Annotated in this window: 14 protein-coding genes; 7 read left to right on the top strand and 7 right to left on the bottom strand. The window is 44.2% G+C overall.

The window, feature by feature from the left end:
• Nucleotides 1-59: 59 nt before the first annotated feature.
• From ACQCN2_RS13470 to ACQCN2_RS13460, 3 genes are all read right to left on the bottom strand, one after another.
• On the bottom strand, nt 60-491 hold the full coding sequence (locus ACQCN2_RS13470) for a universal stress protein (RefSeq protein WP_426929446.1): 432 nt from the start codon (nt 489-491) through the stop codon (nt 60-62).
• Between the two features lie 136 nt (nt 492-627).
• Nucleotides 628-1,143 (bottom strand): molybdopterin-guanine dinucleotide biosynthesis protein B, encoded by a 516-nt coding sequence (gene mobB / locus ACQCN2_RS13465; RefSeq protein WP_426929445.1) that lies wholly within the window; start codon nt 1,141-1,143, stop codon nt 628-630.
• Between the two features lies 1 nt (nt 1,144).
• Nucleotides 1,145-2,407, bottom strand: coding sequence for a molybdopterin molybdotransferase MoeA (locus tag ACQCN2_RS13460; protein ID WP_426929444.1), 1,263 nt, complete (start codon nt 2,405-2,407; stop codon nt 1,145-1,147).
• Nucleotides 2,408-2,795: 388 nt separating this feature from the next.
• Between ACQCN2_RS13460 and ACQCN2_RS13455 the strand changes: the two genes are divergently transcribed.
• The 3 genes from ACQCN2_RS13455 (at nt 2,796) to ACQCN2_RS13445 (ending at nt 5,522) form a co-directional block, all read left to right on the top strand.
• A complete protein-coding gene (locus ACQCN2_RS13455; RefSeq protein WP_426929443.1) occupies nt 2,796-3,482 on the top strand; it encodes a Crp/Fnr family transcriptional regulator in 687 nt (228 codons plus the stop codon).
• A gap of 264 nt (nt 3,483-3,746) precedes the next feature.
• Nucleotides 3,747-4,499 carry a Crp/Fnr family transcriptional regulator gene (locus tag ACQCN2_RS13450; RefSeq protein WP_426929442.1) on the top strand — a complete coding sequence of 251 codons (753 nt, stop codon included), beginning with the start codon at nt 3,747-3,749 and terminating at the stop codon, nt 4,497-4,499.
• Nucleotides 4,500-4,763: 264 nt separating this feature from the next.
• On the top strand, nt 4,764-5,522 hold the full coding sequence (locus tag ACQCN2_RS13445; RefSeq protein ID WP_426929441.1) for a CPBP family intramembrane glutamic endopeptidase: 759 nt from the start codon (nt 4,764-4,766) through the stop codon (nt 5,520-5,522).
• Here the strand turns inward: ACQCN2_RS13445 and ACQCN2_RS13440 are convergent.
• The 3 genes from ACQCN2_RS13440 to ACQCN2_RS13430 all read right to left on the bottom strand — a co-directional run bounded on the left by ACQCN2_RS13440 (nt 5,440) and on the right by ACQCN2_RS13430 (nt 7,045).
• Complete coding sequence (locus ACQCN2_RS13440; protein ID WP_426929440.1) at nt 5,440-6,015, bottom strand: ribonuclease FAU-1 family protein; 576 nt, start codon at nt 6,013-6,015, stop codon at nt 5,440-5,442. The genes ACQCN2_RS13445 and ACQCN2_RS13440 overlap by 83 nt on opposite strands.
• A 61-nt stretch (nt 6,016-6,076) precedes the next feature.
• Nucleotides 6,077-6,403, bottom strand: a complete 327-nt coding sequence (lpdD, locus tag ACQCN2_RS13435; RefSeq protein ID WP_426929439.1) for a prenylated flavin chaperone LpdD — start codon at nt 6,401-6,403, stop codon at nt 6,077-6,079.
• Between the two features lie 108 nt (nt 6,404-6,511).
• The gene (locus tag ACQCN2_RS13430; protein ID WP_426929438.1) at nt 6,512-7,045 is read right to left on the bottom strand and encodes a hemerythrin domain-containing protein; all 534 of its coding nucleotides are present in this window, start codon (nt 7,043-7,045) and stop codon (nt 6,512-6,514) included.
• A gap of 268 nt (nt 7,046-7,313) precedes the next feature.
• Here ACQCN2_RS13430 and ACQCN2_RS13425 point away from each other — a divergent pair, with 268 nt between their 5' ends.
• From ACQCN2_RS13425 to ACQCN2_RS13410, 4 genes are all read left to right on the top strand, one after another.
• Nucleotides 7,314-7,553, top strand: a complete 240-nt coding sequence (locus tag ACQCN2_RS13425; RefSeq protein ID WP_426929437.1) for a FeoA family protein — start codon at nt 7,314-7,316, stop codon at nt 7,551-7,553.
• On the top strand, nt 7,550-9,559 hold the full coding sequence (gene feoB / locus ACQCN2_RS13420) for a ferrous iron transport protein B (protein WP_426929436.1): 2,010 nt from the start codon (nt 7,550-7,552) through the stop codon (nt 9,557-9,559). Before ACQCN2_RS13425 ends, feoB begins: the two co-directional genes overlap by 4 nt.
• Nucleotides 9,560-9,625: 66 nt before the next feature.
• Nucleotides 9,626-9,787, top strand: a complete 162-nt coding sequence (locus ACQCN2_RS13415; protein WP_426929435.1) for a FeoB-associated Cys-rich membrane protein — start codon at nt 9,626-9,628, stop codon at nt 9,785-9,787.
• 165 nt (nt 9,788-9,952) lie between these two features.
• Entirely contained in the window at nt 9,953-11,818 is a 1,866-nt protein-coding gene (locus tag ACQCN2_RS13410; protein WP_426929434.1) for a PAS domain-containing sensor histidine kinase, read from the top strand.
• Nucleotides 11,819-11,882: 64 nt separating this feature from the next.
• On the opposite strand, the gene ACQCN2_RS13405 is transcribed toward ACQCN2_RS13410, so the two are convergent.
• Nucleotides 11,883-12,953, bottom strand: coding sequence for an HD-GYP domain-containing protein (locus tag ACQCN2_RS13405; RefSeq protein WP_426929433.1), 1,071 nt, complete (start codon nt 12,951-12,953; stop codon nt 11,883-11,885).
• Between the last annotated feature and the right edge of the window lie 154 nt (nt 12,954-13,107).

Raw genomic sequence — 13,107 nt, 5'->3', positions numbered from 1 at the left:
TTGAAAAAAAGAGGCATTCTTCTGTAAAAAACCTTAACAAAAGAATACCTCCACTTACATTATCGAATGATGAGGACAGCAGATTTGGCTTGGTGAAGAACCTTGGCGCTCACGCTACCAAGCAATACGGAAGAAACAAGACCATGTCCCTCAGCGCCCAACACGATGACGTCATAATGTTCCTGTTCGGCCATACGGCAAACCTCTTCCGCAGGATAACCCACTTTGGTCACTTGATTCACGCGTTGTTTGTCTGGGAATTTATTGTATGCTTCGCTAGCAGGTGTATGCTCTGGAACTTCTGTGCCTGTGGTTTCATAAGCGACTGGAATATAGACACCGCCGCCAGGGATTACCGTTACTTGAGGTTGGTGTACATAACAAATCGTGATTTCAGCCTCAGGAAGCTCCCGATGGGTTTTGATTGCCCAATCCACCGCTTTTTGTGAAGCGTCAGAACCATCCACCGCAACTAAAATACGTTTAAACATATCAGTCCCTCCCCTGATCCTTTTCGTTATACTTCAATTTTACCAGTATTTCAGAATTGTTGTGTGATAATTATCACAGCGAGCAGAACGATAATTCGTCTCATCAGAAAAGGTTCATGAAAAGATCACGAAACCGCTAGTTTTGTGAGCGAATCTCCTGAAAGCGCTTGTAAAGAAACTGACAAATGCTCACATGATCATTGATTGAAAATACAGGGAGAGTCGGATGGTCTACCGATAGCCAACTGACGATTGCCATCGGATTCTCTAGCTTGTCCATTAACTCCCGGTCCTCTTCTGTTCGAATCAGTACCAGCTTGGGATACGCTTCCCGTTTGAAGCCTTCAATCAAGATTAGATCGGGTTGCCCTGCTGCCATACGCTCAATAATCTCAGCTAAACTGATTGGCGAATAATCAAACCAAGCCGTTTGCATCTTGGATTGAATGGCGACTAATGGAGAGCCTGCCTGATGAAATCGCCAGGTATCTTTTCCTTCCTGATCAATCTGAACATCGTGTCCACCATCATGCTTGATTACAGCCACGCGTAAACCTTGATCGCTTAAGTAGCGGATGACCTGGGTGAGAAGCGTAGTCTTGCCGGAGTTGGAATATCCAGCAAATTGCACGACCATTGGGGATTTAGTCATATCACGCTCCCCCTAGCTTCCAGCTTGGAGTATGAATCGGAATGATTTCGACATGTTCACCTGCTCGCTTGCCTCTTCCACCCGCAGGAATAATGACGAAGCATTCACATTGATTCAGTGTCGTCAGATTTCCTGATTTGTCATTCAAGTCAGGTGTGACATAGAGAACGGCCTCTTGAGTATGTATTCGTCCGCGCAGATATCGCGGATAAGGGCACGGCCTATCGTAATCTTCCGTCAATATCGCCTCCACTTTGTTCAAAGGCACCGTCAATTGTCCCTGCATTCGAGCGATCAATGGGCGAACAAAAAGTTCAAATCCAATAAAGCAGGCTCCTGGATTACCAGATAGGGCGCAGATCATTTTCCCTTTATACTTTGCCGCTGAGGTGGGACTTCCCGGGCGAATCGCTACTCGATTAAATAAAAGCTGCACATCCGGATGTTCAACGATCGCAGCCATCATGTCAAAATCACCGACGGATACGCCCCCTGTGGTGATCAGGATATCCACCTCTTCGATGATTCGATCCACCGCTTGTTTGGAAGAAACCTCATCGTCTGGCAGTTGGGTGTATTTGACAGGTACTCCACCCGCCTCCATCACCATCGCGTACAACATCGGGCCGTTACTATTGCGGATTTTACCGGGGGCAAGAGGCTGGTCCACGTCAACAATTTCATTGCCCGTACAAAGGATGCCAACCACAGGCTTCTTTTTAACGTTGACACGCGAGTAACCAAAGGTCGCTAAGGCAGCAATTGCTCCCGCACCAATTTTTTCTCCCGCAATGAGTATAGGTTCTCCATGCTTTATTTCTTCCCCTTGACGTGAGATGTTCTCAAGAGAGCTCATCTTTTTTTTCACGTGTACATACTCGGCTACCTGACCAGGGTTAACGGTCTGTTCGAACATGACAACCGCATCAGCCCCAGGTGGGATCAACGCACCCGTCATGATCCGACTTGCCTCACCATCAGACAACGTGACAGAAGGTACATCACCTGCTCCAATGGTTTCCACAACACGTAATGCGACAGGCGAGTCGGGTAAAGCTTGCTCTGTGTCTATCGCTCGTACCGCGAACCCGTCTAATGGAGACTTGTCAAAAGGCGGTAAATCTTCAGTGGCTACAACCGATCCTGCCAGAATCCGCCCAAAGCTTTCCGACAAGCTGATCTCCTCTGTTTCCAATACATCCGCATGTTCCATTAGCTTAAGAACGGCTTCTTCTACTGTTAGGGTTTCCCGCTGAAAACGCATGGTATGTCCTCCTCTGATTACAAGCAAACTGATAGTGTTCTGGTGTATTCATATAATAAGTCGCCCAATTGCTCAAATCACTTTCCGTTCCAATCCAAAAATTCTCTGGCGTTCCCGATCCGACCGCTTTTCCCACCTGCTAAAATAACTCCACATGCCGTAAGCTGGGACATGATCGCTATGTTCCCTCCTGTCGTGTTGTTTTGGATTCTATTTTACACACATCCCGTATAGATGGCGATTAATCAGAAAGATGGTCCTGTTGCATCCGAGTTTGTGATTTGTATCACAAGCAAATAAATTCGATCGTGATACGATATCGTAGGCTCTTCATCGAACGATTATCGATAAATATGGTACCTCAGTTATGACGAAAAGAGTGAAATGAATGAATCCGCTTATTCCTACATTACGTATAATCCCGATCTTTCGAGAGTTAGATGATCAGGAATTCGAGAGGCTCGCAGCCATTACGAGTCATCATTCCTTTCAGCGCAAAGCGAATGTCTTTATGCAAGGAGAAAACAGACATGCGGTTTTCTTTGCCTGCAAAGGAATTATTAAAATCTACAAGACTGACGTGAACGGCAATGAGCAAATCGTCTCCTTTCAAAAAAAAGGAAATATGTTCCCGCATACCGGATTCTTCGATCAATCTCCTTATCCGGCAACGGCAGAGGTTGTAGAACCTGCCGAGCTTATCGTCATCCCTTTGAAGCAATTTGAACAGCTGATGCTCGAAACCCCGACAATTGCTGTAAAAGTCATGCGAGTGATGGGGGAAAAGATCAGGGACCTTCAGACCAAACTGCAAGAATTCGTGACTCACGACATCAACCATCGTGTGATTTCCTTCCTCTTCAGGTTGGCTCAAGAGCATGGTTCCCAAAACAAGGAACAGATCATCATCAATCTGCCGCTTACTCACCAAGAATTCGCCAACATGGTAGGAACAACCAGGGAAACGGTGAATCGTATTTTTAACCAGCTAAAAAAAGAAGGAATCATCTCCATGAATCGCAAGAAAATCGTCATTCTTGACCCAAAAGCGCTTCAAAATTATCTCGTTTCATAAAGCGAATTTGGGCATTCTCATAATAACAAGTTTTCGTCAAGGTATTTGTGATACTTATCACATAAGAAAACCTTCAATACCGTTACACTAGCAGTAAGAGAATTAAAGGAGAGAACGTGATGAGTAGTCTTCTTTTGAACTCAACAAAAGTGAAAGGTTTCACAAGTGTTGAATCTACAACGAATCACAAATAACCCTTGAACTGGGCAGTGTGAAAGAACACATGCCCTATTGCTATATAGTCAATGTTGGGAGGAAAAGAAGATGGCAACATTTCAAACGACAGCTACCGATACTGGCTGTCAATCTACAAGCTGTCCTTACTATTTTGGCAACATCGGGATTTTTTCGAATGACAATATTGAATTATTGAAGAGCAGCATGACGTTTCATAAGGTAGCTGCAGGCTCCTACTTATTCTGGGAGGGTGACCCGACCGGTAAACTTTATTTCATCCAGCAAGGACATGCCAAAACATTTAAATCAACGAATGACGGCAAGGAATTTACATTAGCTTTGTTCCAAAGCGGCGATATGTTTGGTGAACCCAAAATTCGGGAAAACAGCCGCTACAAGTATAACGCAAAGGTTTCAGAAGACAGCATTATCGGCGTCCTGGAACAACAAGAGATTGATCGGTTGCTCCTTCAGCCAGGTGATCTATCCATTCAATTCATGAAGTGGATGGGCATCATCCATTCCATGACCCAAACAAAATTGCGCGACTTGCTGCTATATGGGAAATCAGGGGCGCTTGCTTCTACCCTGATCCGTATGTCCAACTCCTATGGCAAACAAGTGGACGGAGGCAGCATTCTGATTTCGCATAAGCTATCCAACACGGAGTTAGCGAATATCATCGGAACGGCCCGCGAAAGCGTCAACCGGATGCTGAACAAGTGGAAAAGCAAAGATATCATAGACATGGAAAATGGATACATTATCATTCACAATCTCACTTACCTGCAAAATATTTGCCATTGCCAGGATTGCCCTCGAGAGATTTGTCGAATGTAGCTGAAATAAATATCGACCATAATCGAGTAAAAAGCGCCCGAAGTATGTAACGGGCGCTTTTTACTGTGAAAAACGTCCCCTCTCAACGGGGTACTGAAACGTCGGGAGATCAAAACATCTCGACGTTTTTCATAAAATTGGATGTGACCGCATGGCGTTTTCCTTGATTATCCATGTGGTTGAATTTATAGTGAATAGACAAGAGTTAATACACAATGATTTGCTGAACCTTGCCTTTCACTTATTTGATTTCGGGAGGACAACATGCTTTCCTTTTTCCCTATACTCTTCTATCTCCTAATCTATGAACCAATTGTCGGAAAGCGTGATTTCATTAGATTTCAGCGAAGAATAACAGAGCATCCTGGCGAACGAATTCGCTATTATATCACCACCATGGTCACCTTGTGGATACCAACGATTTATTTGCTAGGCGTCACAATAGCACAAGGACTTCCTCGACAAAGTCTTGGTTTGAATTGGATCGACCCTACAACTTCTGCCCTTCCGCTTTGGCTTCGATGGCTTGTCATTGGCCTGTTTATGCTTTATTTCTTTGGAGTCGCCTTTAATCTAGTGTTCAGCAGATTAAATGCTGACTTTCGAGAACGTTTGACTCAAGATAGTCAAAAACAGCCCGACTACTTCCCTTACCTTCGACCCTATTCCTCAAAGGAGCGAAGTCTCTGGGTACTGGTTAGCTTGACTGCTGGAGTCTGTGAGGAATTGCTGTGCAGGGCGTTTCCGTTATTGTTTTTGACGTCCTATCTACATAATTTTTCCCTTGTCGTGTATCTGATGATTTCTTCGGTAATGTTCGGCCTGATTCATTACTATCAAGGCTTCAACGGTGTGATAAAAACCTCCATTTCAGGTTTATTTCTCGCTTTGATTTACCTTAGCTTTCAATCAATTCTGCCCGCCATTCTCATTCATGCAGTCATGGATTTGATGGTCCTTGCACTCCCTTATATGGAGAAACCAATGGAAGAGCCCAATCAAGATGGTCACGTGAGAATGTAATCAACGGAAAGCTCCTGTTGCGAATCAGAGCAAGCAATCGATTTAGCTCTTTCCACGCTTTCTCATGCTGATCATTGGTGATCACCCCTTGGCTAAGCGCTTCTTCTATTTCATCCGCATCCAGTACATCTACTTCCCCTGTAGGTAATACTCGGATATCCAGATAAATATCATCAAACCAGGGGATCTCTCTCTCATCTTTCCCGATCTGCTCACAAATATCAATGTACCACTGTACGATTTCTTGACGCTCGTTAAAGATCGTCGTCATGACAAATGCCGAATGATCGGGTACATGGATTAACCACTCATAACCAGCGTCGATTATACAAATATTTTCGTCATTTATTTGAATAAAGCCAGGTTCCGTTACTTTTTCAATTTGAACAAGCGAGACTGTCCCACTGAAGTGCTCATTTGTAAGAACATACTGTCGGTACTTTTTTTCTAAAATCCGAGGTGAATGTGAAAGGTCAGCATATTTTCTTTTCATCCAAATACTCCTCCCCTCTGATAGAAGATTCTGGTTCGGAGCCCATCATTCCTTCACCCATTCAAACGCCGCGAATAGTTTCCCTTATCGTTTGACGGGCCACTTCTACCATCTGTTGTATCTCTTCACGTGTCGCGTGATCTATATGTATGCCGACAATGGCCGTGACGGTTTGTTTATAGGCTTCGCACGCTGCTGTGGCCAATTCAACCGCCAACTCATCTTCCCGATGACCGGGGACTGTGGTTAAGCCTACTTTTATCTCTGTGTTCTCCACATAAGCGGTCGCGACCGCTCCAATATGGGCAACTCCACCTGTCAGATGAAAGACATAATCCTTACCGACTCGGTAGGTTTGAATTGCAATGTCAAATGGTCGAGAACTCACTGTGACTCCCCCTCGAATATGTTGTGAGCAATCTTTTGTTCATTCGTACAAATGAAAAGAGCACTACCCTAGTTATCGGATAGTGCGCAAAAGATTACACTTCTTTCCTTACGATATTTCATTAAATTTCTGTAGAAGTTCATCCTTCTCGTCCGCTGAAAGGATCTGTTCAGCCATTGGGAACAAGACATTTTCTTCCTTCATAAAATGTTCTGTCAAAATGATATAGGCATTCTTCAGATAGCCAGCAATCGCCTTCGCTTCATCTCTGCCTACGACTTCAGGAAGCTGGTCCATTTGCTTCAAGAACTGTTTGAGATTATTCTTTGCCTGATCATGTTCATATTCCATCACAGCAATCGGGCCGCTTTCACGACCAATGAAATTGGCCATCATCGGGAACAAGATCTCCTCCTCCCGAAGAGAATGAGGGTCCAGTTTATTGATAAAGGCTGCTGCTTTTTGATGAACCGTGTGAAGTGATTCCGCCCAATTCGTGATTTGGTCATTTTGTCCAATCGCTTGGGCAAGCAGATAGAACTCATCCATTTGTGCTCGCAACGGTATATGTTCCTCTTTTAATTGAGCCAATGCTTGGCATAGCGGCAAGTTCATATTTCCCATTCCACAACCGAAAGACATAGGTTGCAACCTCCTTCAACTTGAATCGCTTTTACGCCATAAGTATCGTGGTTCACATTTCATTAAAACTCTTCTCGCCCGGGGATCTTACGAACTTGTGAAAATTGTTACGTGTGATAAATGTCATAACATCTCTGGTGAAATCATGTTATCATAAGCAAGTGTTACAAATGATAAAGATTCTCATTGCCCCTCAGATCATACCGTGATATAGTAATTACAGTAGCCTAATTGATAAAGATTATCATTATCTTCTTTGGAGGACTTTATGAAACCAACCGCGAGCCTTGCAGAAGTTCAACCAGGCACGAAAGCGTGCATTTGTAATATATCCAAAGTGAGTGCAGTTGTCCTGCGTCGCTTGATTGACTTCGGTATCATGGAAGGGACTGAGATTTGCATGAAGCGTGCCTGCCCGTTCGGTGGACCGCTCACATTGGAATCCAATGGACAATGCATCGGGATTCGCCGCAGTGAAGCATGCATGATTGAGGTGCAAGTTGTATGATGAACATCGCGCTTGTAGGCAATCCCAATACGGGGAAAACCTCACTTTTCAATACGTTGACCGGCTCCTATGAGTATGTTGGCAACTGGGCTGGGGTAACGGTAGAGAAAAAAGTAGGTCTGCTGAGAAACAAGCAAGGTCATTTAATCGATTTGCCTGGGATCTATTCACTCAACCCTCTCTCACGTGATGAAGGAGTTGCCACCCAGTTTCTTCTCGATGAACAATTCGAAGCAATCCTGAATATTGTAGACGCTTCTCAATTAGAGCGAAACCTCTACTTGACCGTACAATTGCTTGAGTATGGGAAACCTGTCCTCATGGGTCTTAACATGATCGACGTGGCTAAGAACAGAGGGATCGATATCAACTACTCCAAGCTGGCTCAAATCCTTGGCGTATCCTTGGTACCCATCGTGGCGCGTACCGGCAAAGGCAGTGACGAACTTGTTGCCCAATTATCAAAAGTGGAGCAACAAACCGCCAAACCGCTCGATCTCAACTATGGTCCGAATGTCGAACAGGCAATCGCCTCCCTTACCCAATGGATACCGAAAGACCAACCACTTCCTACCAGATGGCTGGCGTTGCAGTTTTTGGAGGGTAATCCGCTTGTTACTCAAGCGCTGGAGAAATTTATTGAGCGCTCACAATTGGAGCATCTCTACCAAGAGACCGAACAACATGTAGTCCAACAGGAAAACGCGATGTCGTTGCCACATTATCTTCGTCAGGTTCGAACGTCTTTTATCAAAGAAGTAGTTCAGGAATCTCTTGCTCGCACCAAACATGTAGAACATACGCTCACAGACCGCATTGATGCGATCGTAACTAATAAATATTTAGGCGTGCCCATCTTTCTTTTGTTCATGTATGTCATGTTCAAGTTTACTTTTGATTGGATAGGAACTCCCCTTTCTGATTTACTGGACGGCTTTATCTCGGGTCCACTTAGTGATACGGTCAATCAGTTTCTCACGTCAGTTGGAGCATCACAGTTCACTCACGCTTTACTTGTCGACGGAATCATAGCGGGGGTCGGTGGTGTACTGGTCTTTGTCCCGCAAATTTTTATGCTCTTCTTCCTCATCTCCTTTATTGAGGATTCGGGTTATATGTCACGTGTCACCATCGTTATGGATAAATTGATGGAGATGGTTGGACTCAATGGAAAATCGTTTATCCCGATGATTATCGGATTTGGTTGCAACGTTCCCGGCGTGATGGCCGCGCGTACTATTGAACAGCCCAAAGAACGGCTCCTGACCACCCTTCTCGTTCCATTAATGTCCTGTTCCGCTCGACTCCCGGTTTACAGTCTGTTCGTCGGCGCGTTCTTTGTAAAAAATCAGGCGGCAATCGTCTTATCTCTTTATGTCTTGGGGGTAGTCCTCGCTCTTTTATTAGCCAAACTATTCTCGTCAACCCTGCTCCGCTCTGAAAACACCATGTTCATCGTGGAGCTGCCACCGTATCGGATGCCACAAGGACGTACCCTCTTCCGTAGTACATGGGAAAAAGGGAAAGGCTTCGTCCGCAAAGCGGGTACCTTCATCTTGGGTGGTTCTGTATTGATCTGGTTCTTATCGTACGCGGGCTTCTCAGGATTCGGAGTCGATATGGACCATAGTTTCTTGGCGCAAATTGGAGGTCTTATCTCTCCCCTGTTTGCTCCTTTGGGATTTGGCAATTGGCAAGCAAGCTCGGCCCTTTTGACCGGATTTTTTGCCAAGGAAGTTGTCGTCTCGACCATGAATATTATTTACAACGCTCCTAATCTTGAAAGTCTGACTGGCATGATGGGAACATTCTTTACACCACTGCAAGCATACTCTTTCATGGCCTTTGTTTTACTCTATACCCCTTGTCTCGCAACTGTAGGGGTGATTCAAAAAGAGACAGCTTCCCGCCGCTGGACGATCTTCTCAGTGGGATACGCATTGGTACTTGCTTATCTAGTAGCATTGATCATCTACCAGGGAGGCAAGCTAATCGGATTGGCTTAAACGAACGTCATGACGATGCCCGCTTAGCCCTAGCAAAACGGCATTCTATCACAAGGAGATGAGATTATGTTCGACATCCTCATTGGTACGGTTGTGTTTGGATACGCAGGGTGGACACTGTATCGCCACGTAAAAAAAAGCAAACAAGGAGCTTGCTCCAGTTGCTCGCAAAATAAAAATTGCAGCGTTTCCTGCCAAACGTTCGAACATCCCGCTCACAAAGTTTAATATTATCCCCTGCGAAACGCGGCTGTGACGCCTCTTCGCGGGGGTTTTTTTGTGCCCGAACGTTAACTACCCCTTCTATCTATTCTTGTTATATTATAGACCAATAGAAGTCATTCAGAAGATTCTTATACGATACCTAACGAACTGATTGGAGTGGTCCTGTTCATGAGCAACTTTGTTCACTCTCAGAAACTCGGTGATATGGGACAGAACAACATTGGGAAGACGGATGATTCGTTCTTCCGTCATTTCTTTACCTCTTTTTTGACCAATTCATTGGATTCTATCATGATTTTAAATCCTGATCAGACGATTCGACACGTTAACGACGCGTTTGAAATCACGTACGGTTGGGCAAAACATGAAGTCCTTTTCCAAACCATTCCCTTCATCCCAGAGTCACACGCTGATGAATTTCAGTCTCTTATCCAAGCGGCTTTAGATGGCAAGTCGATCAGCAGTTATGAAATCGCTTGTCTGCGCAAGGATGGCAGTCTCTTCGATATTTCCTTGACGCTCACCCCCATCCATGATGACTCAGGTACGTTGCTTGCCTTGTTGATCCTTGCCAGAGATATTACGGAGCGAAAAAAATACGTGGAGGAGCTCCGATTGACAAACGAGCATTTACAGTATTTTTTGACTAATACCTCTGATGCAATCGGAATTTTTGACTTACACAGCCGTGTCATCCGAATCAATCAGGCCACTCTGGACATTTTTGGCTATACTACGGAAGAAATGCTTGGTAAAGAAGTACAGACGCTTCCTTCTCCTGAATACCGTGAAGAGGTGGCCAACCTACATAGACGTGTTCGTTCAGGTGAAAATATAAAAGGCTATGAAACCATACGAAAACACAAAAATGGATCACTTGTTGATGTCAGTATCAGTTACTCGCCAATTCGAAACGCAGATGGTGAAGTCATTGCATTTGCCAACATTTTACGCGATATAACAGAAAGCAAACGGGTTGAAAAAGCCCTGCGCGAAAATGAAATCAAGTTTCGACTGATCGCCGAAAACATGTTCGATATGATTCGAATTATTGATGTAAAAGGTATCGTTATGTACGCCTCCCCATCTCATCAGACTGTACTCGGCATTGCCCCGGATCAAGTGGAAGGCACCTCGTCTTTTTTAAATGTTCATTCCGAAGATTTAGAGAAAGTAACGAATCTTTTTGATGAAATGCTTACGAATTGGCAGCCAGTTACACTAGATTTGCGATATCTTCATCAAAATGGAGAATGGCTTGTTCTTGAATGCAGATGTAAACCGATGCTGGATTCTTCAGGCAAGGTAGAACAAATCATTTGTGTCGCACGTGACATCACGGAACGCATCCAGACGGAGGAACTACTGCGTAACTCTGATAAGCTTTCGATTATCGGTCAGTTGGCCGCTGGGATTGCTCATGAAATCCGCAACCCGCTCACCTCGATCCGCGGCTTTATACAACTGATGCAGGAACAATCCACGCTCAAGCACGAGTATTTGGAAATCATGCGTGATGAATTGGATCGCATCAACATGATTGTCAGTGAATTACTTGTGTTATCGAAGCCACAAATTATCCATTACAAGAAAAACAACCTTCCATCCATTTTGACCAATGTGTTGATGCTTCTCGATACCCAGGCCATCATGAACAACGTGCAGATTCAACTGGTGCTCGACGATTCATTGCCCGATATTGTTTGTGAAGCGAATCAGGTGAAACAAGTGTTTATTAATATCATCAAAAACGCCATCGACGCAATGCCTCAAGGTGGCATTATTCAGATTCGAATGCATGGTGTAGATGATCGTTTTATCATGATTCAAATCAACGACCAAGGATGTGGGGTAAGTCAAGAACGGCTCAGTCAGTTAGGCTTGCCTTTCTACTCAACCAAAGAAAAGGGAACAGGGCTAGGACTCATGATCAGTAAAAAAATTATTCGCGATCACAACGGAGACTTAAGCTTCAAGAGTCGCCTCCATGAAGGAACGACGGTTGAAATCCTTCTGCCTATTGATCCTTTGTAGACCAATCACCCGTTCATTTCGAACAAACAAAAACCCGATCATTTCTTCGATCGGGTTTTTGGTACTATCCTATCATTTTATCAATCGCTAAATTACGATTGTGGCGCAAGTCAATATACTCATCTTGTTTACGCACGAGTGGCCGCATCGGTTCGTCCTGATAAACTAACACGACTTCCACTTCTTCTCCGTTGTTCAACTTCGCCTTCGATCCGGTATATAAGGATGCGATGTAATGGATGAACCTGGTAACGATATCGGGATTCAACGCGCCTGAACAAGCTTCCTTCCATAACAAGGCTGCCGCTTCGAATGGAGAGGTTCGTCCTTTATAAACCCGATCCGAACAGATTGCGTCAAACACATCCGCTACCGAGATAATCTGGGTGAAGAAAGGAATGGTATCTCCTACCCGTTTCTCAGGATAGCCAGAGCCGTCCAACCGTTCGTGATGCAACAAGGCAGCTTGCGCAAATAATTCATGGCCGCCTTCCATCTTACTTAGCAGTTTGTATCCATGCACCGTGTGGAGTTTCATTTGTTCAAACTCTTCTACAGTAAGTTTACCCGGTTTCAATAGGATTTCAGATGGAACCAACATCTTCCCGACATCATGCAAAAGACCTGCTTGGCCAGCAAGAAATACTTCAGTAGCGCTTAGCTTCAACAACTTCGCAATCAATGCTGACAGTATCCCCACATTGATGGAATGACGATAAGTATAACCCTCAGCACCTTCTAACACGTAAAGGGCACGAAAAATTCCAGTATTCTGCAACACATGATCCATCAATGGAAAAAAGTTTTGAGTAAAATTATCCAAAGGCGGGATATATTCTGAGTGGATGCTGTCGAATAGCTCTTTGGAATCTTCTAATGCTTGCACATAGGCAGCGGAGACTTCTTTATGTATGTAAAAATTCTCTAAGAGACGGGATACGGGATTTACTTCTTCTTCTGAGGTAATAAGTGCGGATTCAACTGAGACATAATGTATCTTTTGCCGTAATAATTTGAAGATATCAGAACTCGTCAAAGGTGTTCCTTTTGCTAATAATAGAATGCCACTTCTTGTAAATACGTCCTCTTCTAGAATCCTGCCAACAAAAGATACATCTAAAGCTACCTGTGGCATCGTATTTCCTCCTGCCCTTCTATTTCCATATCATAATTGGGTCTTGACTATTTATTATACCTCTTCTAAAATACCAATTTTCGGTATAAATAGCAATTCATAAAGTTTCGAAAATTTGACAAATATCTCTTTTTATTAGCAAGGAGTGAATGTA

The sequence above is a fragment of the Brevibacillus ginsengisoli genome (genome assembly GCF_050113715.1).
GTDB lineage: Bacteria > Bacillota > Bacilli > Brevibacillales > Brevibacillaceae > Brevibacillus_H > Brevibacillus_H ginsengisoli.
Note: the sequence above shows the minus strand (reverse complement) of the source record. Positions and strands in the feature narration are given on the sequence as shown.